Source organism: Pseudomonas sp. 30_B, assembly GCF_017491605.1.
Lineage (GTDB): Bacteria > Pseudomonadota > Gammaproteobacteria > Pseudomonadales > Pseudomonadaceae > Pseudomonas.
Window position 1 is genome coordinate 68,884 of the sequence record NZ_JAFGYY010000008.1, and the last position, 26,693, is coordinate 95,576.

Below are 26,693 nucleotides of genomic sequence, written 5' to 3' on the forward strand. Positions count from 1 at the left end.
CGGCGAGTCGATCACCGCGCCCCGTTTCATTTCACGACCTCTCCCTGTAAGGAAACTGCCATGACCACCTGCGGCGAATTCCTCGTCAAGCAACTCGAAGCCTGGGGCGTCGACACCGTCTTCGGTATCCCCGGCGTGCACACCGTCGAGCTGTACCGTGGCCTGCCCCACAGCGATATCCGCCACATCACCCCGCGCCACGAACAGGGCGCCGGCTTCATGGCCGACGGCTATGCCCGCGTCACCGGCAAGCCGGGCGTGTGCTTCATCATCACCGGCCCGGGCATGACCAATATCCTCACCGCCATGGGCCAGGCCTACGCCGACTCCATCCCCATGCTGGTGATCTCGAGCGTCAACGAGCGCTCGCGCCTGGCCCACGGCAACGGCTACCTGCACGAGCTGCCGAACCAGCGCGCCATGGTCGCCGGCGTCAGCGCCTTCAGCCACACCCTGATGAGCGTCGACGAGCTGCCGGCCGTGCTGGCCCGCGCCTTCGCCGTGTTCGACAGCGAGCGTCCGCGTCCGGTGCACATCGAGCTGCCGCTGGACATCATCACGGCTCCGGCCGACCACATGCAGGTGCGCCCGCGCGTGCAACTGGCCCGCCCGGCCCCGGCGCGCTCGCCGCTGCACGAGGCCGCCGCCAAGCTGGCCAAGGCGCAGAAGCCGCTGCTGCTGCTCGGTGGCGGCTGCGTCGAAGCCCAGGCCGAAGCCCGCGCCCTGGCCATCGCCCTGGATGCGCCGACCGCACTGACCATCAATGCCAAGGGCCTGCTGCAGCCGGACCACCCGCTGCTGATCGGCAGCAACCAGTCGCTGATCCCGGTCCGTGAACTGGCGCTGGAGGCCGACGTGGTCCTCGCCATCGGCACCGAACTGGGCGAGACCGACTACGACGTGGTGTTCGACGGCAACTTCAAGATCGGCGGCGAGCTGATCCGCGTCGACATCGACCCGCAGCAGCTGATGCGCAACCAGACGCCGAAGATCGCCATCCACGCCGACGCCCGCACCGCCATGCGCGGCCTGCTGGAACTGCTGCCGGCCCGCGAAGCCGATACCAACAGCCCCGGCGCCCAGCGCGCGGCCAAGGTGCGTGCGCAACTGGCCGAGGACTTCAGCGGCTGGGAGCACTACCGCACCCTGTTCGCCAAGATCCTCGAAGTGCTGCCCGATGCCCGCTTCGTCGGCGACTCCACCCAGACCGTCTACAGCGGCAACCACCTGGTGGAACTGGACGGCGGCCGCCGCTGGTTCAACGCCTCCACCGGCTACGGCACCCTGGGCTACGGCCTGCCGGCGGCCATCGGTGCCAAGCTCGGCGAGCCGGGTCGCCCGGTGATCAGCCTGATGGGCGACGGCGGCCTGCAGTTCACCATGACCGAACTCGCCAGCGCCGTGGAAGCCAAGGTAGGCATCGTCGTGCTGCTGTGGAACAACTACGGCTACGGCGAGATCAAGCGCTACATGGAACGCCGCGACATCACCCCGCTGGGCGTGGACATCTACACTCCGGACTTCCTCGCCATCGCCAAGGGCTTCGGCTGCGCCGCCGAGCGCGCCCGCGACCATGACCACCTGCAGGAGCTGCTGCGCAACGCCCCGAGCGATCGCCCGCTGATCGTGGAAGTGATGGAAGCGGCGCCCTTCGCGCCGTAACGTTGGACCGGGCGTATGACGTTCGACGTCGTACGCCGTTTCACCCCGACCTCAGGGCGCTCCGGGCTTGGCCCTGACGCCAATGAATGGCACGGAGTATCGGCGTACAACCGCGAACGGTTGTACGCCCTACGCTCCTTTCTCCGGGTTCCCGCGTTCGCGGGAATGACGGCGTCGAGCGCAGTGTTTCCTGGCGTCATTCCCGCGAACGCGGGAACCCGATAGACAGCTGCTGCAGCACACACCAACGCCACAGAACAAGGTCTCGCCATGAAAATCGTCACCCGTGACCGCTGGTTCGAAGTCCGCCACTGCTACGACGGCGTCAGCCTGATCCACGAGCCCTACGTCCGCCCCTTCTACCGCTGCAACCTGTGGCACATCCAGGGCCGCGACCGCGACGTGCTGGTGGACAGCGGCTCCGGCCTGGTCAGCCTGCGCGAGCAACTGCCCTGGCTCACCGAACGCCCACTGCTGGCGGTCGCCAGCCATACCCACTTCGACCACATCGCCGGCCACCACGAGTTCGACGAACGCCTGGTGCATCCGGCCGAAGCCGACATCCTCGCCAACCCCGACGGCGAACGCACCCTGGCCACCGCCTTCGTCGGCGACGAGATGTTCGACGCCCATCCCGACTGCCCGCTGTGCTACGCCGAATACCGGGTCAAGGCCGCGCCGGCGACGCGCACCATCGACGAGGGCGACGTGCTCGACCTGGGCGACCGGACCCTGCAGGTACTGCACACGCCGGGGCATTCCCCGGGCGGCATCAGCCTGTGGGAAGAGAAGACCCGGACGCTATTCTCCGGCGACATCATCTACGACGGCCCGCTGATCGAGGATGCCTACCATTCGAACCTCGATGACTACGCGAAAAGCCTGGCGCGCCTGCGCGAGCTGCCGGTGCGCACCGTGCACGGCGGGCATTTCCCGAGCTTTTCCGGAGAGCGCCTGAAGTCGATGATCGACGACTGGTTCAAGGCTCACGAATAGCGGGCAAGAAAAAACCCGCCATCAGGCGGGTTTTTCTTCAGCGGTTGGCCGAGGCGCGATCAGTAGCGCCGACGCTGCTCCATCAGGCGACGCTGTTCGTCGCTGCGGATGGGGATGGGTTGCATGCGTGGAGGCTCGATCAGTCCGAGCGTGACAGCCAGTTTCCACGCGATGCCTTGCAGCCAGACTTTCATGGGATGCCTCCTCATTCCAATTCGGGTCGGGCGGCCCGTACCACCATGGGCCACCCTGGGAAAGAATAGCTCGGCGTCCCACTCTCCGCCCGCGCTACTCATTCCTTGATACAAAGCCTATCGGTTACCGCCGCCGCGACGCCTGACCTGAATCAAGGGCGCGGCACATCGGCCGATCACCGGCGCAGCTTTCGCCGTATCCACTGCTCGCTGCTGACCAGGGTGATGCCGGCCAGCACCAGCACCGCGCCGCCGACAAAGTTCAGGCTCAGCGGTTCACCCAGGATCAGCACGCCGAAGGCAATGCCGAACATCGGCGTCATGAAGGAAAACACCGCCAGGTTCGACGCCAGGTAACGACGCAGCAGCCAGAACCAGCAGAAATAGCTGAAGAACGACACCACCACACCCTGGAACAGCACGCTGCCCACGCCGATGGCGGTGAAGCTGACCTCATGGGTCTTGCCCAGCGCCAGTGCGGCGAACGGCAGCATCAAGGCGGCGACGAACATCTGGTAGAACAATGTCAGGCTCGGCGGTGCCTCGGACAGGCGCGTCGTACGCACCGCCACCGTGGTCATGCCCCAGGACAGGCCGGCGAGCACGCCGAAGAGATCGCCCAGCAACATGCGGCCATCCACCCCGGCGAGGTCGAAACCGCCACCAAAGCACAGCAGGATGCCGCCGAAGCACACCGCGATACCCAACCACTGCAAGCGCCGCAGGCGTTCGCTGGGGAGCAGGAAGTGCAGGGCCAGCGCGGAGAAGATCGGCGCCGTGTAGAGGAATACCGCCATGTGCGAGGCGGAGGTGTATACCAGCCCCTGGGCAATGAAGAAGAACTCCGCGGCGCACAGCACCCCGGCCAGCATGCCGCCCTTCAGCGTGCCCTGGCGCAGCCCTTCCCAGCCGCCGCGCCAGCACATCCACAAGCCCAGCAGCACGGCGGCGATCAGGTTGCGCCCGAAGGCCTGCATGATCGGCGCGACATCCGGCGCCGCCAGCTTCACCGCCACCTGCTGGATGCCCCAGATCACGCACAGTCCGGTCATCGTCTGGATGGCGAACGCATCGGCGTTCTTGCGTTCGGGAATCATGGGCGCCTCCGGGCATCGGCGCGGTCGACAGTCGGACTGGGCATGGCAGGGCTCGTCAGTGAGGGAGGAACGTCCTGGGAAAAATCAGCGCAACTAACGCCCGCCGATTATTTCAGTTCACGACGACTGGCCGCCAACGGAAACCCGCTGTCCAGCCAGCCACCAGCGACATCACTTGCCCGACTTCACCTGGCTCCAGGTGCGGGTGCGGATGCGTTCCAGCTTCGGCGGGAGCATCTCCACCGAATACAAGCGGGCCTGTACCTCGGCCGACGGATAGACGTTGGGGTTGTCGCGCAGCGCCGCCGAGATCAGCTGGTCCGCCGCCTGGTTGGGGTTGGCGTAGGCAACGTAGTCGGAGATCGGCGCCACCACTTCCGGACGTAGCAGGTAATTGAGGAAGGCATAGGCCTGATCGACATTCCTGGAGTCCTTCGGAATCGCCAGCACGTCGAACCAGACCGGCGCGCCCTCCTTGGGAATGCGGTATTCGATGTGGACGCCGTTGCCGGCTTCCTTGGCGCGAGCGGCCGCCTGCATCGCGCCACCGGACCAGGCCAGGGCGACGCAGATATCGCCATTGGCAAGATCGGTGAAGAACTTCGAGGAACTGAAGTAGGTGATATGCGGACGCAGCTGCATCAGCAACGCCTCGGCCTTCTTGTAGTCCTCGGGATTGCGGCTGTTCGGCGACAGGCCCAGGTAGAACAGCACCTGCGGGATCACTTCGGTGGGCGAGTCGAGGAAGGCCACGCCGCAGGATTTCAGCTTGGCGAGGTTCTCCGGCTTGAAGACCAGGTCCCAGGAATCCACCGGCGCATCGTCGCCGAGCACGGCCTTGACCTTGTCGACGTTGTAGGCGATGCCGTTGGTGCCCCACATGTAGGGCATCACGTACTGGTTGCCCGGGTCCTTGGCCTGAAGCACCTTGAGCAGCGCGGGGTTGAGGTTCTTCCAGTTCGGCAGCTTGCCCTTGTCCAGCGGCTGGAACACGCCGGCCTTCAGGTAGTTGGGCAGGAAGCCGTCGCTGGGCACCACCACGTCATAGCCGGAATGGCCGGAAAGCAGCTTGGCCTCCAGCACTTCATTGCTGTCGAAGACGTCGTACTGAGGCTTGATGCCGGTTTCCTGCTGGAAGCCCTTGAGGGTATCCGGACCGATGTAGTCGAACCAGTTGTAGATGCGAACTTCGGGCTCGGCGTGGGCAGCGCAGGCGATAACGAGGGTAGCCGCGGCGAACAGGCCGCGCAGCACTTTATTCTTGTTCATGTCCTTCACCATTGGATGCGCCCGCGCAATGCCTTACGAGCAAAAATGCCTTGCGAGCGAGAATGCCATCGAGCGGACTCTCGTCCGCCCGATGGCATCTGTCAACGCGCGCGGCCTTCGTAGCCTTGCAGCACGTTCACCGCGTTCACGCCGATGGCCTCGACCGCGTACCCACCTTCCATGATGAACAGGGTCGGGATGCCCATGGCGGCGATGCGCTCGCCCATCTTCAGATAGTCGGGGCTGTCCAGCTTGAACTGGGAGATCGGGTCGTCCTTGTAGGTGTCCACGCCCAGCGAGACCACCACCGCGTCCGGCGCGTAGGCGGCGATCCTGCGGCAGGCGTCTTCCAGCGCGGCGGACCAGCCATCCCAGCCGGTGCCGTGGGCCAGCGGGTAGTTGTGGTTGTAGCCTTCACCGGCGCCTTCGCCGTGCTCGTCGGCATGGCCGAGGAAGTACGGGTACTCCACCAGCGGGTCGCCATGGATCGAGGCGAACAGCACGTCGTTGCGGCGGTAGAAGATGTCCTGGGTGCCATTGCCGTGGTGGTAGTCCACGTCGAGGATGGCCACGCGCCTGGCGCCCTGGTCGAGGAAGGCCTGGCTGACGATGGCGGCGTTGTTCAGGAAGCAGTAGCCGCCCATGAAGTCGCTGCCGGCGTGGTGGCCCGGCGGACGGCACAGGCCGAAGGCCATGTTGGCGCCCTGACGCATATGGTCCTGGGCGGTCAGCGCGACCTGGGCCGAGCTGTAGATGGCCTGCCAGGTACCGGCGGTGATAGGTGCCTCGGTGTCGAAGCTGTAGTGGCCCAGCTCGCCCATCAGCGCGGTGGGGATCGGACCGTCACGGCGCAGGCGGCGGCCCGGGAAGGTGGTGGAGACCAGGTCGCCGGTGTGGCCTTCGGCCGCCCAGCGGGCCCAGGCGCCCTTGAGGAATTCTACGTAGCGGGTGTTGTGGGTGCGCAGGATCGGGTCCAGCCCGAAGTCCTTCGGCGCAATGACCTCGCCGAGGTTCTGCGACTTCACGCGGGCCAGCACGGTGTCCGCGCGGCTGGGCATTTCGAAGCAGGGCTGGAGTTTGCCATCGACCAGTTCGGACTGGCCGAAGTGCAGGCGGTGATCGTCGCTGTATACCGTGAGCATGGGTGACCTCGCAGGGATTCTTGTTCTCGGGTGGCAGGATTCTGCCCAGCCTGGACACGACGCAGAACAGCGTGGGCGGCCAAAAGGGGATCGATATGGCCAGAATTTATGACCCTTAACCAACCGCACTCACCAACAGTTCACCACGAAACCCTCCCCTGCGGCACCCCGCCTCGCTATGCTTCAGGAAATCGCCACGGCGGGAACCGGTCTACTCCCGGTATCACGCCATGATCAAGGGATGAGGGGAAGATGCGGAATACCATCGCACGGGCATGCTGCCATGCCCTGTTGGCACTGCTGTTGTCGCTGGCAGGCGCTACTGCCGTGCAGGCGGACGAGCCGACCGAAGCGACGCCGGCGCCCTCCCTCGAGCTGCCGGACCTGCCCGATACGGCCGACCTGGACCAGTTGGGCGATCGCCTGGAACTGATTCGCCAACGCGTCTCCGCCGACATCGACGACAGCCTCCTCTCCAGCTTGCGACAGGCCGCGTTGCAGGTCCAACTGCACGCCGAGCAGAGCGCGGGGGACCTCAGCACCAACCTGGCGCGCACGGAAGACCAGCTCAAGGTCCTCGGTCCGGAAGTGCCCGGCGAAGCGGAAAACCTCACCCGCCAGCGCAACGACCTGCAGTCGCAGCAGACGGCACTGGCCAAGCAGGTGCAGCGCGCCACCCAACTGGACAGCGCCGCCCAGGACCTCGCCGCGCAGATCGTCAACCTGCGCCGCAGCCAGTTCAACTCGCAGATCGCCACGCGCTCCTCACCCCCGTTCAGCCCGCGTTTCTGGTCCAACCTGATCCGCCCCACCGACGATGACCTGGCGCGCCTGAATACCGTCCACGACCAGATTGCCGAGGGTTTCGCCCAGGCCTGGCAGCCCGCCAACCGTACGCCCTTCATTGCCTGCCTGATCGCCGCCGTGCTGTTGTGGATACCGGGACGGCGCCTGCTGGAAGGGCTGCTGACCCAGGTGATGATCCGCTGGATCCCCGTAGGCCGGCTGCGCCGGAGTGCCCTGGCCCTGTCGGTGAGCCTGGCGACCATCCTCACCCTGGGGGGTGGCGCCGCGCTGATCCGCGAAGGGCTGGACTGGCACGAACAGCTCAACGGCGCCATGTCCAACCTGGCGGACCAGTTTCTCGCCCTGGAAGTTTTCTGCACCTTCACCGCCGGTCTCGGACGCGGCCTGCTGGCGGTGCAGCGCCCGTCCTGGCGCCTGCCGAACCTGCCCGACCCGGTGGCCAAGGCCCTGTCGCCCTTCCCCTGGCTGATGGCCTGGATGCTCCTGCTGCTTGGCACCCAGGAACGCCTGAACAGCGCCAGCGGCGCCAGCCTTGCCCTGACCGTCGCGGTCAACGGTGTCACCGCCCTGGCCACGGCGGCGCTGTTCGCCGCCGCGCTGTATCGCTACCGTCGCAGCTGCCGCGAAGCGGACGAGCATGAGACCTCCCCACTCGCCAACGTGATCGCCCTGGCCATCCTTTTCACGGTATTGCTGATCCTGCTGGCGCTCATCACCGGCTACCTCTCGCTGGCCTATTTCCTCGCCGGCAAGCTGCTCTGGGCCAGTGTCATCTGCGCCAGCGGCTACCTGCTGACTGCGCTGTTCGGCGACCTCTGCGAAGCCCTGCTGTCACCCAAGCACCCGCTCGGCGAGCGCCTGGCGCAGAACCTCGGGGTCAATCCGCAGCATCAATCGCAGTTCACCACCCTGCTGATCGGTGCCGGCCGTACCCTGCTGGTGCTGTCGACCCTGCTGGTGGCCTTCTCCACCTCCGGCACCAGCCCCGGCGAACTGCTGCAGGGCATGCTGCAGCTGGTGGAAAGCGGCCAGTCGCTGGGGCGACTGAACATCGTCCCGCAGGACATCCTGCTGGCCCTGGCGACGCTCGGCGGCGGCCTGTTCGGCCTACGCCTGCTCAAGCGTTGGCTGGCCGACGAACTGCTGCCGGAAACCAGCATGGACGTGGGCATGCGCGCCTCGCTGGTGACCCTGGTCGGCTACATCGGCATGGTCATCCTGGTGCTGCTGGTGCTCTCGGCGCTGCGCATCAACCTCACCAGCCTGACCTGGGTGGTCAGCGCCCTGTCGGTGGGCATCGGTTTCGGCCTGCAGGCCATCGTGCAGAACTTCATCTCCGGCCTGATCCTGCTCACCGAGCGCCCGGTGAAGGTCGGCGACTGGGTCAGCCTGACCGGCGGTGTCGAGGGCGACATCCGGCGGATCAACGTGCGCGCCACGGAGATCCAGATGTCCGACCAGTCCACGGTGATCGTCCCCAACTCGCAGTTCATCTCGCAGAACGTGCGCAACGTGACCATGAGCAACGCGCTGGGGGTGGTCAGCATCAGCCTGACGCTGCCGCTGGATACCGATGTGCTGAAGGTCCGCGAAGTGCTGCTCGCCGCTTTCGCCGAACACGAATCGATCACCGCCTCGCCGGCCCCGTCGGTGACGTTCAAGGAGCTCGGCGCCACCGGGCTGACCCTGGGCATATCGGGCTACGTGAACAGCCCGCGAGCGGTGGCGACGGCGCGCAGCGACCTGCTGTTCACCATTCTCGGCCGCCTGCGTGAGCTGGGCATCCCGCTGTCCTCGCCGCAAAGCATGGTGCTGCAGCAACCACTGCCTGTCCCGGAAAAAACCGCGCCGGACCCGGCAGAATGAGCCGGCCGCAGGTCGGCCGTCCTTTCAAGCTGATTCAGGAAACGCGCCCGACCTTCGGCAACCGCCGGCGCGCACAAATCGTTCATCTACCCGTCATCACCCCGTTACAAACGCTGGCGACACTCCCTGACTTTCAACCTGGGGAGGTAAACCGATGTTCAACAATAAAGTGTTCAAAGCCGCATCCATCGCGCTGCTCGTCGCCGGCCTCGGCGCCTGCACCATGCAGCCGCCGGTCGCCAGCAAGGAAGTCACCCCGAACAACGATGACTGGTACCTGGTGCGCACCGACGAGACCCTCTACCTGTTCGACGACGCCACCGTCTACCGCGACTACCTGGTGACCGGCAAGACCACCTACACGAGGGATGTAGGCGAGAAGGACAAGTTCGGCCAGAACGTCGTGCTGGTCGTACGCGCCGAGGACAAGGACAAGGATCCGAAGAAGATCGCCTCCTACCAGTTCTACAAGCAGAGCCTGCCGCCGGCAGCCGGCTTCTACGGCGAAATCCGCAAGGATGGCGTGATCTTCGTGGCCCAGCGCTACGGCGACATGATCGACATGAACAACCTGGGCGAACCGATCTTCCGCCACACCGAGATCGCCAGCGGCCCCAACGGCGAGCGCGTGGTCTACCTGATGCAGAAGGAAGAGTCCAAGCCGGTCGCCCTGATCAGCAAGTTCCAGAAGATCTACGGCATCACCCCGGCCAAGGGCTGATCCGACCAGCCGCATCCGGCCCGACCAAGGGCCGGATGCGCGCTTTGCAGGGGCGTAGACTCTGCTCAGGGGCATCCGTACTGGAGGCAACCATGAGCGTCGAGCTGGATCACCTGCAGGTACCCGCCGCCGACAAACTGGCCGCGGCGCAGCAACTCGCGGAACTACTGGACGTACCCTGGGCCCGCGAAGGCGTCGGCCCATTCGTGCCGGTGTTCGTCAATCCCGGGCTGACCCTGGACTTCGACCAGTGGGCAGAGCCCTTCCCCCGCCTGCATTTCTGCTTCCGGGTCAGCGAAGCGGAATTCGATGCGATCCTCGGACGTCTGCGCGACGCGGGAATCCCCTGGCGCAGCCGCGTGCACGGGCCGGTGGATCATCAGGTCGACACGGAGAACGGCGGGCGCATCCTCTACTGGAACCAGCCGGACGGCCACCAGTGGGAAATCCTCACCGTCAGTTACGCGCGCCAGGACGGCGCGGCATAAGGCGCTAGCTGGAAGGCTCCAGCTGCACGGCAATCTTCTCCGGCACCTCGATGTTCCAGTCGCCGAACTGGTACCAGTCCTCGCCGAGCATCTCGGCCGGGTGCATGGTGCGGTCCGCGCCGTTGCCGCAGGCCAGGTTGGTGGACGGGCAATAGCGGTCGCAGCCCCAGCAGATACGCTCGGGGTGCGGCGGATTGAGGGGGAATTTCTTGGCCATGGTCAGGCCCTCGGGTTTCCTTGTGGGATTCCTGAAGGCTATGCCCGCGCGCCCCGCCGATACCTTGACCTGCGACAGGTCCGAAGGAAATTTCAGGCGCGGAAGTGGCTCGGCGGCTGGCCGCTCCAACGCTGGAAGGCGTGGCGCAGACTGGCCGTTTCGCTGAAGCCGAGCTCCTCGGCGATGCGGTAGATGGGCATGTCGCCGTCCTGCAATAGCTCCTTGGCGCGGGCGAAGCGCAGCTCGTCGAGCAGTTGCTGGTAGCTGGTCTGCTGTTGCTGCAGATGGCGGCGCAGGCTGCGTGAGGAGCAGTTGAGGCGGCGCGCCAGCTCTTCCAGGCCCGGCGGCTCCTGCAGGCGCTCGCCGAGGATCGCCCGGACCTTGTCCAGCCAGGCGCGGCGGGCGGCCAGGTCGATGTTCTGGCGGCGGCACTGTTCGAGCATCTCGCGATGGGTCACGGCGTCGGCCAGGGGCAGGCGCATGTCCAGCCAGGAGGCCGGGAAGCCAATGGCGCTGCGCTTGCTCCCGAAGGCCAGCTGGCAGCCGAACAGGGTCGCGTAGGCGGCGCGGCGGTCCTCGGGGCCGTCATAGTCGAACTCGGCGCGCACCAGCGGCAACGGTTGGCCGAGCAGGTCGGCGCAGGCCACTTTCAGCGAGCCCAGGCACAGCTCGGTGTTGAACGGCCGCATCGACTCGGTTTCGCCGTAGCCGGTGGCGACCAGCCAGGCCATGTCGCCGTCCACTTCCAGCACAAGGTGGAAGTAGGTGCCCAGCAGCACCGGGTAGCTCAGGCCAATGCGCAATGCCTCGCCCAGGGTCGGCGCGGAAAGCAGCGCGTAGCCCAGCAGGCCGTAGGCGGTGATCCGCGTGCGCACGCCCAGGCGCAGCCCCAGCGCGGCTTCGCCGGCAAGGTTCTGCACGTTGATGAACACCTGCTGCTCCTGCCACGGGCTGACCAGCCGGCGCAGGTCGAGCAGGTCGTCGCCGGTGATGCCGCTGCCTTCCAGGATCGACTCGCGGCTGTGCCCTTCCGACTCCATCAGCGCGACGGTCAGCGAGGTCATGTGCAGGGAGTTGAGCCAGGTGGAGCGGGAGAAGGTCAGCGGAGTCATGTCATGCCCAGGGTAGACGCGATGGCGTGCCCGTCGGTGTTACCGCGACAGGCGCAGCTCAGGGGCAGGCAAGTTGCGTGCCGGCCACCCAGCGTGGCCGGATCGATCCCCGCGCTACGGGGCGTACAACGCAAGTCGGCAGATTCGAGCCTCCGCCGGAAGGTTACCTTTGCGGACATCGGGACGGTGCGCGTGCACCATCCCGGCGCTCAACCGCGGGAAAGCTCAACCGCGAGAGAGGAACCGCATGCCCTCTTCCAGGCCACTCAGGGTCAGCGGGTACATCTGCTCCTTCACCAGCTCGCGAACGAGGCCCGTGGAGGCGGTGTAGTTCCAGGTGTCCTTCGGGTAGGGGTTGATCCAGATGAGCTTCTTGTACTTCTCCATGAAGCGCTGCATCCAGACGTAGCCGGCTTCCTCGTTCCAGTGCTCGACGCTGCCGCCGGCCTGGGTGATCTCGTAGGGCGCCATGGCGGCGTCGCCGACGAACACCACCTTGTAGTCCGGCCCGTACTTGTGCAGCAGGTCGAAAGTGGAGGTACGTTCGCTCCCGCGACGCAGGTTGTTCTTCCACACCGACTCGTAGATGAAGTTGTGGAAGTAGAAGTACTCCAGGTGCTTGAACTCGGTCTTGCAGGCCGAGAACAGTTCCTCGCAGACCTTCACGTGGGCGTCCATGGAGCCGCCGATATCCAGCAGCAGCAGGAGCTTCACGGTGTTGCGGCGCTCGGGGCGCATCTGGATGTTGAGCAGGCCGGCATCCTTGGCGGTGTGGTCGATGGTGCCGTCGATGTCCAGCTCTTCCGCCGCACCCTCGCGGGCGAACTTGCGCAGGCGGCGCAGGGCGATCTTGATGTTGCGCGTGCCCAGCTCGACCTGGTCGTCGAGGTTCTTGTACTCACGCTGGTCCCATACCTTGACGGCCTTGCCCTGGCGCTTGCCGGCGTCGCCGACACGGATGCCCTCGGGGTTGAAGCCGCCGGAGCCGAACGGGCTGGTGCCGCCGGTGCCGATCCACTTGTTGCCGCCGGCGTGGCGTTCCTTCTGCTCTTCCAGGCGCTTCTTGAACTCCTCGATGAGCTTGTCCAGCCCGCCCAGGGACTGGATCTGCGCGCGCTCCTCGTCGGTCAGCAGGCGCTCGAATTCCTTGCGCAGCCACTCTTCGGGGATCAGCGCCTTGAGGTGGTCGTCGAGCTTTTCCAGGCCCTTGAAGTAGGCGCCGAAGGCCCGGTCGAACTTATCGAAATGGCGCTCGTCCTTCACCATGATGGTGCGGGCGAGGTAGTAGAACTCGTCCATGTCGGCGAACACGACGCGGTGCTTGAGCGCATCGATCAGGTCGAGCAGCTCGCGCACCGACACCGGCACCTTGGCCGCGCGCATTTCGTTGAACAGGTTGAGCAGCATGGCTGCACCCTCGTTGATTCATTGATGCAGGAGCGATGCTCCTTCTGCACTCGGTGCAAGGGCTTGCGAGCTAGAGCCAGGCAAGGCGGAATCAGACGAGGAAGCGGAGTTTACGACTGTAAATGAGCATTCCGAGTCTGATTCCAACGCAGCATGGCCGACGCGCAGCAGCCCGATAGTTAACGACTGGCGCGGCGGCTCATGAAGGCGAGGCGTTCAAGGAGCTGAACGTCCTGCTCGTTCTTCACCAGGGCCCCGGCCAGCGGCGGGATGGCCTTGGTGGGGTCGCGCTCGCGCAGCACGGCTTCGCCGATATTGTCGGCCATCAGCAGCTTCAGCCAGTCCACCAGTTCGGAGGTGGAGGGCTTCTTCTTCAGGCCCGGCACCTTGCGCACGTCGAAGAAGATGTCCAGCGCCTCGCTGACCAGCGTGCCGCTGATCTTCGGGTAGTGCACGTCGACGATCTTCTGCAGGGTCTCGCGATCCGGGAAGGCGATGTAGTGGAAGAAGCAGCGGCGCAGGAAGGCGTCCGGCAGTTCCTTCTCGTTGTTGGAGGTGATGATGATGATCGGGCGCTGCTTGGCCTTGATGGTCTCGTTGGTCTCGTAAACGAAGAACTCCATCTTGTCGAGTTCCTGCAGCAGGTCGTTGGGGAACTCGATGTCGGCCTTGTCGATCTCGTCGATCAGCAGGATCACGCGCTCCTCGGCCTCGAAGGCCTCCCAGAGCTTGCCCTTCTTGATGTAGTTGCGCACGTCGTGGACCTTGTCCACGCCCAGCTGCGAGTCGCGCAGACGGCTCACCGCGTCGTACTCGTACAGGCCCTGGTGGGCCTTGGTGGTGGACTTGATGTGCCAGGTGATCAGCTTGGCACCGAAGGACTCCGCCAGCTGTTCGGCCAGCATGGTCTTGCCGGTGCCCGGCTCACCCTTCACCAGCAACGGACGCTGCAGGGTGATGGCGGCGTTGACCGCCAGCTTGAGGTCGTCGGTGGCGACGTAGGACTGAGTGCCTTCGAACTTCATCGGGAAATCCTCGAACGGTAGCGGCCGGGGTCTGACCCGGGCGGAGAGGTGCGTTTGGGAGACTGCGACTATAACGCGCATGGCGTTCGACTGTGAACGCAGGACGGGCATTCAGTCACTGAATGCCCGGTCACCGCGTGCCCGGCCATTTCTCGCCAATCCAGCCTCCCGGACACTCATTGAGGCCCGCGCCAGGCGCCGCGGCGACCGATCTTTCCGCCGGTTCTGCGTCTGGACTCGGAGGCGGGCGGGGAATAGGCTTTCGGGTCTACTCAAGAGCGACAAGGACTCTCTCCCCATGAGCCGTATCTACGCAGACAACGCGCAGTCCATCGGCAATACGCCGCTGGTCCAGATCAACCGTATCGCCCCGCGCGGCGTCACCATCCTGGCCAAGATCGAAGGGCGCAATCCCGGCTACTCGGTGAAGTGCCGGATCGGCGCCAACATGATCTGGGATGCCGAGTCGAGCGGCCGCCTCAAGCCGGGCATGACCATCGTCGAGCCGACCTCCGGCAACACCGGTATCGGTCTGGCCTTCGTCGCCGCCGCCCGAGGCTACAAGCTGGTGCTGACCATGCCCTCCTCCATGAGCCTGGAGCGCCGCAAGGTGCTCAAGGCCCTGGGCGCGGAGCTGGTACTGACCGAGCCGGCCAAGGGCATGAAGGGCGCGATCGCCAAGGCCGAGGAAATCGTCGCCAGCGACCCGGCGAAGTACTTCATGCCGGCGCAGTTCGACAACCCGGCCAACCCGGCGATCCACGAGAAGACCACCGGCCCGGAAATCTGGAACGACACCGACGGCGCGGTGGACGTGCTGGTGGCCGGCGTTGGCACCGGCGGCACCATCACCGGTGTGTCGCGCTTCATCAAGAACACCAAGGGCAAGCCGATCCTCTCGGTGGCCGTGGAGCCGGTCAGCTCGCCGGTGATCAGCCAGACCCTGGCCGGCGAGGAAGTCAAACCCAGCCCGCACAAGATCCAGGGCATCGGCGCCGGCTTCGTGCCGAAGAACCTCGACCTGTCGCTGGTGGACCGTGTCGCCACCATCGCCGATGACGACGCCAAGGCCATGGCCCTGCGCCTGATGCAGGAAGAAGGCATCCTCTGCGGCATCTCCAGCGGCGCCGCCATGGCCGCCGCGGTGAAGCTGGCCGAGGAGCCGAACATGCAGGGCAAGACCATCGTGGTCATCCTGCCCGACTCGGGCGAACGCTACCTGTCGAGCATGCTGTTCGAAGGACTGTTCGACGAACAGGACCTGGTCCAGTAAGACGCCTCCGCCCCGCTCCGGGGCGGATTCCTACCTGCGGTTCCGACCCGGCGCGACCCGGGTCACGGTGGCTGTCTGCGGACCCGCAAGCAGCCACCGCCCCTCGCCATGTTCCGGCAAAACGGTTAATTCTTGCGCAGCCCGTCACAGCTTGCCGACCGCCCTGCGCGGACGGCGCCGGGCATCCCGCACCGCCGTCAGGAACACAAGAATGAAAATTTCCGCCCCGTTGCTCTCCACCCTCGCGCTGTCCCTCACCGTGTCCGCAGGCGCCGCCCAGGCCGACACCGTGAAGATCTACAACTGGTCCGAATACATCGCCCCGGAAACCGTGCCGAACTTCACCAAGGAAACCGGCATCCAGGCGACCTACGACGTCTACGACAGCAACGAGACCCTCGACGGCAAGCTGATGACCGGCAAGTCCGGCTACGACGTCGTCTTCCCGTCCAACCACTTCATGGCCAAGCAGATCCAGGCCGGCGCACTGAAGAAGCTGGACAAGAGCCAGCTGCCGAACTGGAAGAACCTCAACCCGGTGCTGATGAAGGCGCTGGAAGTGAACGACCCGGGCAACGAACACGGCTTCCCCTACCTGTGGGGCACCACCGGCATCGGCTACAACTCGGCGAAGATCAAGGAAGTGCTGGGCGACAACGCGCCGATCGACTCCTGGGACATCTTCTTCAAGCCCGAGTACATGGAGAAGCTGGCCAAGTGCGGTGTAGCGGTACTGGACAACGGTCCGGAACTGCTGCCGATCACCCTGAACTACCTGGGCCTGCCGCACCACAGCCAGAAGCAGGAAGACTACAAGAAGGCCGAGGAAGCACTGCTCAAGGTGCGTCCGTACATCCGCTACTTCCACTCCTCCAAGTACGTCAGCGATCTGGCCAACGGCGAGATCTGTATGGTGGTCGGCTTCTCCGGCGACATCCTGCAGGCCGCCACCCGCGCCAAGGAAGCCAAGAACGGCGTAGACGTGCAGTACTCCACGCCGAAGGAAGGCTCGCCGCTGTGGTTCGACATGGTCGCCATGCCGGCCGATGCGCCCGATGAGAAGGCCGCCTATGCCTTCATGAACTACCTGCTGCGTCCGGAAGTGATGGCGGGCGTGAGCAACTCGGTGCACTACGCCAACGGCAACCTGGCCGCCGATCCGCTGGTGGACGCGGCGATCAAGGCCGACCCGGCGATCTACCCGCCGCAGGACAAGATGGCCAAGCTGTTCGCCCTCGAATCCATGCCGCAGAAGATCGACCGCCTGCGCACCCGTATCTGGAACACCATCAAGACCGGCAAGTAAGCGTCACCTTGCCTGGCAGCGCGCGGCCCCGGCCGCGCGCTGTCGTTTCTGTCGCCGGGCTCGCGCCTTGCCGCAAGACTCGCGCAAGGCTCGCCTCGACGCACATCAGCCGCTATAGTCAGCCCACGCAGCGCGTCGCTGCCTTACTGATGCAGGTTCCCGTCCATGTCCCGATACCCGTTGCCCACCCAGGCAATCATCGCTGCAGCCTCCCCGGCCCGCGGCGCGGGTATGGGTGCGGCCTGCCCTCCCCCTCCTGTCGTCGCCATTGCGTCGCCTCCGCCTCCCGGTGCGGCCTACCCGCCGCCCGGCGTGCGCTTCTGACGCTTAACGGGTTTCCCGACATCCGGTTCTCCGCGCTCATCTGACGCGGCTCCCGGCTTGTGGCCGGCCGCCTGAAGGCCGGTCGTGATCTGCCTGACGACAGGTAAATGGCATGATTTCGTTCAATCGTTCGTCCCTGGCCGCCCTGGCCAGTACCTCGCTGTTCGTGCTGCTGTGGAGCAGCGCCGCCATCATCAGCAAATGGGGCCTGGCCCACGCCTCGCCCATGGTCTTCCTCATCGCCCGCTTCGGCACTGCGCTGGTGGCACTGCTGATCCTCTCGCCGCTGATCGGCCTGCGCTGGCCACGCGAACGCCGGCAGGTTCGCCACGCCGTGCTCACCGGCCTGGTGATGCTGGGCATCTATCCGATCTTCTACCTGATGGCTTTGGACCTGCACGTCACGCCCGGGGTCATCGCCACGGTGCTCGGCGTGCAGCCGATGCTGACCAGCTTCCTGCTGGAACGCCGGCACTCGCCAGCTCGCCTGGGCGGCCTCGCATTGGGACTGATCGGGCTGATGATGGTGGTCTATCAGAGCATAGGGCTGTCCGGCCTGACCTTCGCCGGCCTGGCCTGTTGCCTGCTGGCGCTGCTATCAATCACCGGCGGCTCGATCCTGCAGAAGAACATCCGCGAGAATCCGCTGGGTACCCTGCCCCTGCAGTACATAGCCGGCCTGATCCTGTGCCTGGCGGTGGCACCCTTCCAGCCGCTGCACGTGGAGTGGAATGCTGCCTTCATCCTCAGTGCGCTGTGGATGGGGCTGATGGTCTCGGTACTGGCTACCGTGCTGCTCTACCGGATGATCGCCGCGGGTAACCTGGTCAACGTCACCAGTCTGTTCTACCTGGTGCCGGCGGTTACCGCGCTGATGGACTACCTGGTATTTGGCAATCGCCTGTCCGCGCTGGGTTTGCTGGGAATGGGACTGATCGTGGTGGGGTTGATGCTGGTGTTTCGCAAGGCGGCTCCGGCGCGTACGTCAGAGACCGCGCAGGCAGTCGATAGCTGATTGCCTGGCATGCCAGCCGGAGGCGAGGATTTCTCCTCGCCTCCGGCTCACTCAGCTCGTTGCCTCCACCTTCGCCATCGGCGCCGGCCGCAGCACCAGCCACAGCGCCACGGCAATCAGAATCCCACCCTCCAAGTGCGCCCAGGACAGCGACTCATCCAGCAACAGCACGCCCCAGAGCACGCCGAACAGCGGGATGAGGAAGGTCACCGTCATGGTCTTCAGCGGACCGATACTGGCCAGCAGGCGGAAGTACAGGACATAGGCGAAGGAGGTGCAGAGGAAGCCCAACCCGGCCAATGCCAGCACCACCTTCGGCTCGATCAGCGGCGCAAGCGGCATGTCCAGGCTGGTGCCGAGGAAGAACGGCAGCAGGCACAGCGTTGCGCCGATCTGGCTGCCCAGCGCCGAGATGCCGAAGTCCAGGCCGCCCTGGTCGTTGATCCAGCGCTTGGTGATGAACCCGGCGAAGCCGTAGCACATGGTCGCCACCAGGCAGGCGCCGGCGCCCCACAGTACGGCAGCCTCCAGCGGCACCGGGCCGGCGCCGGTCAGCACCGCCACACCGCCGAGGCCAAGCAGCACGCCCAGCGCCTTGGAACCGCTCAGCGACTCGCCGAAGAACAGCGAACCAATGAGTACGCCCATCAACGGCGTGGTGGCGTTGAAGATCGCCGAATAGCCCGCCGGCAACACCCGCGCCGCCAGGCTGTACATCAGCACCGGGATGCCCGAGCTGATCACCCCGATCAGCAACAGACGGCCGAACTTGCCGCGAAAATCCCAACGCGTACGCAGCGCCAGCAGGATCGCCACCAGCCCGATGGCTGAGAGGAAGACACGGAAGAACGCGGTCGGCATCACCCCGATGACAGGCACCAGCTGGCGCATGAACAGGAAGCTGGCACCCCAGATGGCGGCCAGCCCGAGCAGGTTCAAGAGTGCGGCGGGACTCATCGCGAATGGCTCCTTGGCGAAGGAGCCACCAGACTACGCCGCTGACGCCTTCCGTCCATCCACAGCTGACTTTCAAACTCCATGCTCAGCTCCTGCGCAGGCGCGCCATGCTCAGAACATCGGCAAAAGCGCCCTCGCGGAAGGCATAGTCGCGCAGCTCACCCTCCACCTCGAAACCGAACTTGCGGTAGAGCGCGATGGCCGGCTGGTTGTCGGTATAGACCGTCAGCTCCACCCGGCGCAGGTTCATCCAGTTATCGGCGATTTCCAGCAGCTCGGCCAACAGCCGGGTGCCGAGGCCGCGCCCCTGCCAGGCGACCGCCACGCCCATGCCGATGGCGCCGCAGTGGCTGCGGCGCACGCGTGGGTACTGTTCCAGGCTGGCGCTGCCGACCACTTCGTCCTGATGCAGCGCCACCAGGGTCACCTGGCGCTCGCTGTCCTGGGACAGCCGCTTGCGCCACAGCTCCGGTGCCTGGTACGGCATCTGCAGCACCTGGCGGGCCACGGCGCGGTCATTGTAGAGGGCGGTCAGGCCGTTGATGTGCTGCTCCGTGCAGCGTTCGATGCGGATGGCGTCCATCGTGTCAGCTCCTTGCCGAGGCTCTTATCAACGAGATCGAGTGGGCCAGCATACGCAACTTCCCCCGGTGCGGGCTGTACGAAATCGTCCTTTCCCTCCCCGTTTCCCGTGGCTAAGCTCGCTGCACAGACGATGTAAGGAGGCGTTCCCATGGCTGAGCACTGGCCAGCAACCGAGATCGCAACCCTGATCCTCGAAGGATTCGACGACTACCGCGCACGCTTCCATCAGATCACCGACGGGGCGCCTGCGCGCTTCGAGCAGGCGCTCTGGCAGGAGGCGCAGCGAGCCTCGGCCGAGCGCATCAACCTGTACGAGGAAAAGGTCGCCGAGACCGTGGAGCGCCTGACCCGCACCATGGCTCACATCGACCTGGTGGACGTGGAGCGCTGGCCCATCGCCAAGAGCGCCTATATCACCCTGATCGACCCGCGACTGGACGACGAACTGGCGGAAACCTGGTTCAACTCGATCTTCTGCGGCCTGTTCAGCCACGACAACATCAGCGACGGCACCATGTTCGTGCACACCACCCGGCCGTCCCTGCGCGCCCACGCCCGCGACCCGCACACCCGCCTGTACCGCCCCGGCGGCCACCTGCGCCCGACCCTGGAACAGATCTTCGACGACTACCGTTTCGCCGTGGACTACGACGACCGCGAGCGCGACCTGGAGCGCATGGACAGCCTGCTGCACGCCAACCTGCCGGACTGGGTGTGCAAGGACCCGACCCTGAGCATCGAGCTGATCGGCTCGGTGTTCTACCGCAACAAGGGCGCCTACCTGGTGGGCCGGCTGTTCACCCCGGAGGAGCAATGGCCGCTGGTGTTCCCGCTGGTGCACCACGAAGGGCGCGGCATCCAGTTCGACACGGTGATCACCGACGAGGCGGAAGTCTCGATCATCTTCTCCTTCACCCGCTCCTACTTCATGGTCGACGCGCCGGTGCCGGCGGAGCTGGTGGCCTTCCTCAAGCGCCTGCTGCCGGGCAAGCACATCGCCGAGCTGTACACCTCCATCGGCTTCTACAAACAGGGCAAGAGCGAGTTCTACCGTGCGCTGATCAACCACCTGGCGACCACCGACGACCTGTTCGTCATGGCGCCGGGCGTGCGTGGCATGGTGATGAGCGTGTTCACCCTGCCCGGCTTCAACGTGGTGTTCAAGATCATCAAGGACAACTTCAACCCGGCCAAGACCGTGGACCACGCCACCGTGATCCAGAAGTACCAGCTGGTGAAGAACCACGACCGCGTCGGCCGCCTGGCCGATACCCAGCAGTTCGCCGACTTCCGCTTCCCGGTGCGCAAGTTCGACCCGGACTGCCTCGCCGAACTGCTGGACGTGGCGCCCTCCACCGTGAAGCTGGAAGGCGACGTGGTGCTGATCCGCCATTGCTGGACCGAGCGCCGCATGACCCCGCTGAACATCTACCTGGAACACGCCACCGAGGCGCAGGTGGAGGAAGCGCTGAACGACTACGGCCTGGCGATCAAGCAACTGGCGGCGGCGAACATCTTCCCCGGCGACATGCTGCTGAAGAACTTCGGCGTCACCCGCCACGGCCGCGTGGTGTTCTACGACTACGACGAGATCAGCTACCTGACCGAGGTGAACTTCCGCCACATCCCGCCGCCACGCTACGAAGAGGACGAGATGTCCTCCGAGCCCTGGTATTCGGTGGGTCCGATGGATGTGTTCCCCGAGGAATTCCCGCGCTTTTTGTTCGTCGACCTGAAGCAGCGCCGGCTGTTCGCCCGGCTGCACGGCAACCTGTTCGACGCCGATTACTGGAAGGGTTTGCAGGAGCAGATCCGGGCCGGCAAGGTCATCGACGTCTTTCCCTATCGCCGACACGAGTCGCCGGAAGAGGCGCTGGCGCGTTAGCCCCACGCGGAGCAAGGCCTGTAGGAGCGAGCTTGCTCGCGAACATCGGTGCCTCGCCTGACACCATTTCATCCGGCAAACGGAGGTTCGCGAGCTCGCTCTGCGAAGAACTGCCGATACGCGGCAACGGCAAAGCGCGATGCGCTCCCGTAGGAGCGGACCTTGTCCGCGAAATCCATCGCGAAGGACTCCGTGCCTACCCAGGAAAATCCCGGCAATGCGCCTGCGTTGTTTTCTGGGTGATACCCCTTCGGGCCAGCGCAAGCGCTGTTCGCGATGGAGCCGCGTCCCGCGTTCGCGGGGATGACGTGTGCTGGGGACGATGCACGACACCGTCACTCCCGCGAACGCGGGACAGCGCTTGCGCTGAACGCACTTCAGTGCGGCCCGAAGGGTGAGCGCAGCGAATAGCCCAAAAGACAGTTGCTGCTATGAAAAGGCATCAGCTCCAGTGCCGGCGCGAAGCCCGGCGGTTGTCCCCCAACCCAACCAGCGCCGCCAGCGAAGCCATCAGCACCTCGGCAATCCACGCCAGCACCAGCCCACCGCCCAGCCCCCAGCCGATGGCCTCGGGCTCCAGCACCACCTGGTAGCGGTAGTTGGCGTAAGTTTCCTGCAGCAGCTCGGGGTTCGGCGCCGTCAGCATGTGCCAGGCGCGCTGGAACCAGCTGCCCTGCAAAGCGCGCCATTCGTTCTCGAACAACTGGGCACGGCGCAGCAGACGCTCGATGTTGTCGGCATCGCGCTGGAATACCGGGTCCGCGCTGCCGCGATAATGCGCCACCAGCGCATTCAGATCGCCCTTGAAGAATTGCCCGGAGGTGTCCTTGAAGCCTTGCAGCGCCTGGGCGGCCTCGATGCGGTGGGCATCGATGCGCTGGGCGTAGTCCTTGATGAAACCCGGCACCTGTACCGCGACCATCAGGCCCAGCGCGAACAGCACCATGCGAATGTAGCTGCGCAACATCGTCTCCCCCTTTCGTTCTTGTCGTATTGGTATCGCCCGCGAGGCGCCGCCGATTGTCATCGAAGGCGCCCGCCGGGTCCGGGCCTGCGTCGCACGGATGCGCGCAGGCCTCGTCAGATGCGTCCCTGGTCGACGATTTCGCCGCGCCACCAGAGCATCCACTCGCCGCCCTGCATCAGGGTCCAGTTCTCGTTGTCGGTCAGCGGTTCGGTGGCGATTACCGTGACCACGTCATCGGGCGTGGTCTCGGACTGGAAGTCGACGGTCAGGTCGGCATCCTTCAGGCGCGCCGGACCGAACGGCGCGCGACGGGTGATCCAGGCCAGCTTGGTGCTGCAGAAGGTGAACAGCCAGTCGCCGTCGCTGAGTAGGCAGTTGAACACGCCCTGCTCGCGGTAGGCGGCGCAGGCACGTACCAGGGTCGGCAGCAGCACCTCCACCGGTACCGGCTCGGGGAAGGCGCGGCGCACACGGTTGAGCAGGTCGCAGAAGGCCGCCTCGCTGTCGGTGTCGCCCACCGGGCGATACAACCCCGGCTCGGGATGGAAGTCGGCGAGCTGGCCGTTGTGGGCGAAGGTCCAGTAGCGCCCGCCCATCTCGCGCACGAACGGGTGCGTATTGGACAGGCAGACCTTGCCGACGTTGGCCTGGCGAATGTGGCCAATCACCGTTTCGCTCTTGATCGGGTAGCGCTGCACCAGGCGCGCTACCTCCGAATCGATACTCGCCGATGGGTCCTGGAACAGTCGCACCCCGCGCCCTTCGTAGAAAGCGATGCCCCAGCCATCACGGTGCGGGCCGGTGCCGCCGCCGCGCTGCATCAGCCCGGTGAAGCTGAACACGATGTCCGTCGGGACGTTGGCGCTCATGCCGAGCAACTCGCACATGAATCAGTTCTCCTCCAAGAGTGCCTCGCGCAGCTGATGCAGCTCGCGCTCCAGGCGATTGTGCATCCTGCGCCGCCCCAGCGGCAGGAAACGTGTGAGCAGGCGCAGCACTATGGCCGGCAGATCATTCAACTCACGCGGAATCAGGTGCAGATGAAAATGTGGAACATGCTGGTTGGCCGCGGGGCCGTCGTTGACCAGCAGGTTGATGCCGATCCGGCCGTAGCCGGCCCTGCGCAGTACGCGCTGCATGCGATCGGCCAGCGGCACCAGGCTCTGCTGCGCGCCTTCGGACAGCTGGTGCAGGAAGGTCACGTGCTCCCGCGCCACCACCAGCAGATGCGCGGGACGCAACGGGTAGATATCCAGCAGCACGATGAAATGGTCGTCTTCGCAGAGGACGTGGGCCGGCACGCGACCGGCCGCGATGGCACAGAACACGCAGTCCATGGGAACTCCTCGAAAGGCCGTTCAGTTCATGCTGGACGCGTGTCGGTCAGGACGCAAGGCGCGATGCTACAGGCGCGGCTCGATGCGCATGCGGCGGTCGCCGTTCTCGTCGGTGCGGGTATCCACGTCCGGCATCAGCTCCGGCTGCATCAACTTGCGCAGGGTCGGCTCGTCTTCCGGCGCCGGTACCTTGCGGCGCTGCTTCAGCGCACGCTCGATGGGCCAGCGGACCAGCACGAACAGCAGGTACACGCCGAACGCCGCCAGCAGCACCAGCGCCAGGTCCGAAACCGCGCGCCAGGCGTTGTTGCCGACCTTGAACACCACGTCCAGCGCGGTGATCGCGATGGCCGGGGCGTACAGGTTGTTCGCCGGGTCCACCGGGGTCGGGGTGAACAGCAGGACGATGACGATCACCCGCAAGGGTTCGCGCAGCCAGCGCCACATCCAGCCAGTCATCAGGAACCAGACCAGAGTCAGGCCGAGACCGGCGCCAAGATAAGCGCCCCAGGCGAGCAGGTAATCGTGTTCGTTCATGCGCGTGCGTGCGGTAGCGGCAGAGGGGGGCTTATGATAGCCGCTTTTACCCATGGGTGCGCAGCCGGGCGTCATCCATGCCGCCCAGTAAGGAGTCGTCATGACCGACCGTCAGCCCCCCCTCGCCCGCCGCGAAGCCGCCGCCGATCCCTATGCCTGGCTGGAAAACCGCGATGCCGAGGACGTCCTCGATTACCTGAAAGCGGAAAATGCCTACCTTGAGGATCAGCTTCTTCCTCAGACGAAATTGCGCGAAACGCTGTTCCAGGAGATCAAGGGGCGCATCCGCGAGACCGACCTGTCGCTGCCCACGCCCTGGGGCCCGTGGCTCTACTACCAGCGCACCACCGCTGGCGACGAATACCCCCGCCACTACCGCTGCCCGCGTCCGGCCGACGGCTCGCTGAGCGTCGATGAAGCCGCCGAAGAGCTGCTGCTGGACCCGAATGCCCTGGCCGGCGACGGTTTCCTGTCAGTGGGTGCCTTCAGCATCAGCCCCGATCATTCGAAACTGGCCTACAGCCTGGATACCAGCGGCGACGAAATTTACACCCTGTACGTGAAGGAGTTGGCCGACGGCAGCGTCACCACCCTGCCCTTCGAGGACTGCGACGGCAGCCTGACCTGGGCCAACGACAACCGCACCCTGTTCTTCGGCGAGCTGGACGACACCCACCGCCCGCACAAGCTGTATCGCTACCGCCTGGGCGAGAGCGGCGCGCAACTGGTCTTCGAGGAGCCCGACGGGCGCTTCTTCCTGCATTGCTACCGAGCCAGCTCCGAGCGCCAGCTGATCCTGCTGCTGGGCAGCAAGACCACCAGCGAGGCCTGGGTACTGGACGCCAATACGCCCGACGGTGAGTTCACCTGCCTGGCGCCGCGCGAGGAAGACCACGAGTACTACCCCGACCATGGTAGTCTGAACGGCGAATGGACCTGGCTGATCCGCAGCAACCAGGCCGGCATCAACTACGCCCTGTACCACGCCAGCGAGGCGCAACCGACCCGCGAGCACTGGCAGACGCTGATCGCGCACCGCGACGAGGTGATGCTCGAAGGCCTCACCCTCAGCGCCAGCGCCCTGACCCTGAGCCTGCGCGAAGGCGGCCTGCCGATCGTCGAGGTGCAGCCGCAGGGCCAGCCGGCGCACCGCGTGCAATTGCCGGACGCCGCCTACAACCTCTACGTGCAGGACAGCTTGGAGTTCGACAGCCCGGTGATCCGCCTGCGCTACGAGGCGCTCAACCGCCCGGCGCAGATCCGCCAGCTGGAACTTTCCAGCGGCGAACAGAAGGTGCTCAAGGAAACCCCGGTGGAAGGCCCGTTCGACGCCGACGCCTATGAAAGCCGTCGCCTCTGGTCCACCGCCGCCGACGGCGTGCAGGTGCCGATCAGCCTGGTCGGCCGACGCGACGTGCTGGAAGACGTCGCGCGCGGCAAGCCGGCGCCGCTCTATCTCTATGGCTACGGCGCCTACGGCGAGAGCCTCGACCCCTGGTTCTCCCACGCCCGCCTGAGCCTGCTGGAACGCGGTTTCGTCTTCGCCATCGCCCACGTGCGTGGCGGCGGCGAACTGGGCGAAGCCTGGTACCGCGCCGGCAAGCTCGAACACAAGCAGAACACCTTCAGCGACTTCATCGCCTGCGCCGAACACCTGCTCAGCCACGGCTACAGCACCCCGGAGCAGCTGGCCATCAGCGGCGGCAGCGCCGGCGGCCTGCTGATCGGCGCGGTACTCAACCAGCGTCCGCAGCTGTTCGCCGCCGCCATTGCCGAGGTGCCCTTCGTCGACGTGCTCAACAGCATGCTCAACCCTGACCTGCCGCTGACCGTCACCGAGTACGACGAGTGGGGCAACCCAGAGGAGCCTGCGGTCTACGAGCGCATCCGCGCCTATGCGCCCTACGAGAACGTCAGCGCCCAGGACTATCCCGCGCTGCTGGTGGTGGCCGGCTACAACGACAGCCGCGTGCAGTACTGGGAAGCCGCCAAGTGGGTGGCCAAGCTGCGGGTGAGCAAGACCGACGACCGCCTGCTGCTGCTCAAGACCGACCTGGGGGCCGGCCACGGCGGCATGAGTGGCCGTTACCAGGGCCTGAAGGACGTGGCGCTGGAGTACGCCTTCCTGTTCAAGGTGCTGGGCATCGAAGGCAATCGCTGATGCTCTACACCTGCCCCTGCTGCGGCTATTTCAGTTTCGGCGACCCTCCGGGGTCGTACGAAATCTGCGAGATCTGCTTCTGGGAAGACGATCACCTGCAACTCTGCTTCCCCGATGCACGTGGCGGCGCCAATGCGATCAGCCTGATCGAGGCGCAGGTCAACTTCGTGCAGTGGGGTGCCTGCGAACGACGCTTCCGCGCGCAGGTGCGCCCGGCGACCATCGAGGACGTGAAGGACGACCGCTGGTTCCCGCTGTGGGAGAAGCGCGTGGAACTGCCGGACGCGGAGAAACCCTTGTCCGGCGAAGAAGCCTGCTACTGGCTGCGCGGTTGACGGAGCCG

25 protein-coding genes are annotated in these 26,693 nt (G+C 65.5%); 11 read left to right on the forward strand and 14 right to left on the reverse strand.

The window, feature by feature from the left end; genetic code table 11:
* Nucleotides 1-60: 60 nt before the first annotated feature.
* Together J5M67_RS10960 and J5M67_RS10965 are read left to right on the forward strand one after the other, a co-directional pair.
* Nucleotides 61-1,662 carry a 5-guanidino-2-oxopentanoate decarboxylase gene (locus J5M67_RS10960; protein ID WP_207885339.1) on the forward strand — a complete coding sequence of 534 codons (1,602 nt, stop codon included), beginning with the start codon at nt 61-63 and terminating at the stop codon, nt 1,660-1,662.
* A gap of 270 nt (nt 1,663-1,932) precedes the next feature.
* Complete coding sequence (locus J5M67_RS10965) at nt 1,933-2,658, forward strand: MBL fold metallo-hydrolase (protein WP_207885340.1); 726 nt, start codon at nt 1,933-1,935, stop codon at nt 2,656-2,658.
* A gap of 59 nt (nt 2,659-2,717) precedes the next feature.
* Here J5M67_RS10965 and J5M67_RS29760 read toward each other — a convergent pair whose 3' ends face one another.
* From J5M67_RS29760 to J5M67_RS10980, 4 genes are all read right to left on the reverse strand, one after another.
* Nucleotides 2,718-2,852 carry a PA1414 family protein gene (locus J5M67_RS29760; RefSeq protein WP_279381562.1) on the reverse strand — a complete coding sequence of 45 codons (135 nt, stop codon included), beginning with the start codon at nt 2,850-2,852 and terminating at the stop codon, nt 2,718-2,720.
* Nucleotides 2,853-3,028: 176 nt separating this feature from the next.
* Nucleotides 3,029-3,949: a DMT family transporter gene (locus J5M67_RS10970; RefSeq protein WP_207885341.1), complete on the reverse strand. Its 921-nt coding sequence runs from the start codon at nt 3,947-3,949 to the stop codon at nt 3,029-3,031.
* Between the two features lie 171 nt (nt 3,950-4,120).
* Nucleotides 4,121-5,218 (reverse strand): extracellular solute-binding protein, encoded by a 1,098-nt coding sequence (locus J5M67_RS10975; protein WP_207885342.1) that lies wholly within the window; start codon nt 5,216-5,218, stop codon nt 4,121-4,123.
* Between the two features lie 101 nt (nt 5,219-5,319).
* Nucleotides 5,320-6,360, reverse strand: coding sequence for a histone deacetylase family protein (locus tag J5M67_RS10980; protein WP_207885343.1), 1,041 nt, complete (start codon nt 6,358-6,360; stop codon nt 5,320-5,322).
* Between the two features lie 252 nt (nt 6,361-6,612).
* Between J5M67_RS10980 and J5M67_RS10985 the strand changes: the two genes are divergently transcribed.
* The 3 genes from J5M67_RS10985 (at nt 6,613) to J5M67_RS10995 (ending at nt 10,242) form a co-directional block, all read left to right on the forward strand.
* Complete coding sequence (locus tag J5M67_RS10985) at nt 6,613-9,033, forward strand: DUF3772 domain-containing protein (protein WP_207885344.1); 2,421 nt, start codon at nt 6,613-6,615, stop codon at nt 9,031-9,033.
* Between the two features lie 154 nt (nt 9,034-9,187).
* Nucleotides 9,188-9,754 carry a hypothetical protein gene (locus J5M67_RS10990; protein ID WP_207885345.1) on the forward strand — a complete coding sequence of 189 codons (567 nt, stop codon included), beginning with the start codon at nt 9,188-9,190 and terminating at the stop codon, nt 9,752-9,754.
* 92 nt (nt 9,755-9,846) lie between these two features.
* Complete coding sequence (locus J5M67_RS10995) at nt 9,847-10,242, forward strand: VOC family protein (RefSeq protein ID WP_207885346.1); 396 nt, start codon at nt 9,847-9,849, stop codon at nt 10,240-10,242.
* A gap of 4 nt (nt 10,243-10,246) precedes the next feature.
* Here the strand turns inward: J5M67_RS10995 and J5M67_RS11000 are convergent, their stop codons facing one another.
* The 4 genes from J5M67_RS11000 to J5M67_RS11015 form a co-directional block, all read right to left on the reverse strand.
* Nucleotides 10,247-10,459: a DUF3079 domain-containing protein gene (locus tag J5M67_RS11000; protein ID WP_207885347.1), complete on the reverse strand. Its 213-nt coding sequence runs from the start codon at nt 10,457-10,459 to the stop codon at nt 10,247-10,249.
* Nucleotides 10,460-10,551: 92 nt separating this feature from the next.
* A complete protein-coding gene (locus J5M67_RS11005; protein ID WP_207885348.1) occupies nt 10,552-11,571 on the reverse strand; it encodes an AraC family transcriptional regulator in 1,020 nt (339 codons plus the stop codon).
* A 225-nt stretch (nt 11,572-11,796) separates the two neighbouring features.
* Nucleotides 11,797-12,978, reverse strand: a complete 1,182-nt coding sequence (locus J5M67_RS11010; protein WP_207885349.1) for a VWA domain-containing protein — start codon at nt 12,976-12,978, stop codon at nt 11,797-11,799.
* Nucleotides 12,979-13,157: 179 nt separating this feature from the next.
* Nucleotides 13,158-14,003 (reverse strand): MoxR family ATPase, encoded by an 846-nt coding sequence (locus J5M67_RS11015; protein ID WP_015476360.1) that lies wholly within the window; start codon nt 14,001-14,003, stop codon nt 13,158-13,160.
* Between the two features lie 298 nt (nt 14,004-14,301).
* On the opposite strand from J5M67_RS11015, the gene cysK reads away from it, so the two are divergent.
* From cysK to J5M67_RS11030, 3 genes are all read left to right on the forward strand, one after another.
* The gene (gene cysK / locus J5M67_RS11020) at nt 14,302-15,276 is read left to right on the forward strand and encodes a cysteine synthase A (RefSeq protein WP_207885350.1); all 975 of its coding nucleotides are present in this window, start codon (nt 14,302-14,304) and stop codon (nt 15,274-15,276) included.
* A gap of 211 nt (nt 15,277-15,487) precedes the next feature.
* Nucleotides 15,488-16,582, forward strand: coding sequence for a polyamine ABC transporter substrate-binding protein (locus J5M67_RS11025; protein ID WP_207885351.1), 1,095 nt, complete (start codon nt 15,488-15,490; stop codon nt 16,580-16,582).
* A 436-nt stretch (nt 16,583-17,018) separates the two neighbouring features.
* Nucleotides 17,019-17,921 carry a DMT family transporter gene (locus J5M67_RS11030; protein ID WP_207885352.1) on the forward strand — a complete coding sequence of 301 codons (903 nt, stop codon included), beginning with the start codon at nt 17,019-17,021 and terminating at the stop codon, nt 17,919-17,921.
* A 51-nt stretch (nt 17,922-17,972) separates the two neighbouring features.
* Here J5M67_RS11030 and J5M67_RS11035 read toward each other — a convergent pair whose 3' ends face one another.
* Nucleotides 17,973-18,878 carry a DMT family transporter gene (locus tag J5M67_RS11035; RefSeq protein ID WP_207885353.1) on the reverse strand — a complete coding sequence of 302 codons (906 nt, stop codon included), beginning with the start codon at nt 18,876-18,878 and terminating at the stop codon, nt 17,973-17,975.
* 85 nt (nt 18,879-18,963) lie between these two features.
* Nucleotides 18,964-19,461 (reverse strand): GNAT family N-acetyltransferase, encoded by a 498-nt coding sequence (locus J5M67_RS11040; protein WP_207885354.1) that lies wholly within the window; start codon nt 19,459-19,461, stop codon nt 18,964-18,966.
* Nucleotides 19,462-19,611: 150 nt separating this feature from the next.
* Here J5M67_RS11040 and aceK point away from each other — a divergent pair, with 150 nt between their 5' ends.
* The gene (gene aceK, locus J5M67_RS11045; RefSeq protein ID WP_207885355.1) at nt 19,612-21,348 is read left to right on the forward strand and encodes a bifunctional isocitrate dehydrogenase kinase/phosphatase; all 1,737 of its coding nucleotides are present in this window, start codon (nt 19,612-19,614) and stop codon (nt 21,346-21,348) included.
* A 442-nt stretch (nt 21,349-21,790) separates the two neighbouring features.
* Here aceK and J5M67_RS11050 read toward each other — a convergent pair whose 3' ends face one another.
* From J5M67_RS11050 to J5M67_RS11065, 4 genes are all read right to left on the reverse strand, one after another.
* Nucleotides 21,791-22,315 (reverse strand): DUF2937 family protein, encoded by a 525-nt coding sequence (locus tag J5M67_RS11050; RefSeq protein ID WP_207885356.1) that lies wholly within the window; start codon nt 22,313-22,315, stop codon nt 21,791-21,793.
* Between the two features lie 113 nt (nt 22,316-22,428).
* Complete coding sequence (locus tag J5M67_RS11055; protein WP_207885357.1) at nt 22,429-23,202, reverse strand: class II glutamine amidotransferase; 774 nt, start codon at nt 23,200-23,202, stop codon at nt 22,429-22,431.
* A 3-nt stretch (nt 23,203-23,205) separates the two neighbouring features.
* Nucleotides 23,206-23,652, reverse strand: coding sequence for an HIT family protein (locus J5M67_RS11060; protein WP_207885358.1), 447 nt, complete (start codon nt 23,650-23,652; stop codon nt 23,206-23,208).
* Nucleotides 23,653-23,718: 66 nt separating this feature from the next.
* On the reverse strand, nt 23,719-24,189 hold the full coding sequence (locus tag J5M67_RS11065) for an MFS transporter (RefSeq protein ID WP_207885359.1): 471 nt from the start codon (nt 24,187-24,189) through the stop codon (nt 23,719-23,721).
* Nucleotides 24,190-24,289: 100 nt separating this feature from the next.
* On the opposite strand from J5M67_RS11065, the gene J5M67_RS11070 reads away from it, so the two are divergent.
* Nucleotides 24,290-26,350: a S9 family peptidase gene (locus J5M67_RS11070; protein ID WP_207885360.1), complete on the forward strand. Its 2,061-nt coding sequence runs from the start codon at nt 24,290-24,292 to the stop codon at nt 26,348-26,350.
* Nucleotides 26,350-26,685 carry a CPCC family cysteine-rich protein gene (locus J5M67_RS11075; protein WP_207885361.1) on the forward strand — a complete coding sequence of 112 codons (336 nt, stop codon included), beginning with the start codon at nt 26,350-26,352 and terminating at the stop codon, nt 26,683-26,685. The genes J5M67_RS11070 and J5M67_RS11075 overlap by 1 nt, the downstream gene beginning before the upstream one ends.
* Nucleotides 26,686-26,693: the final 8 nt, after the last annotated feature.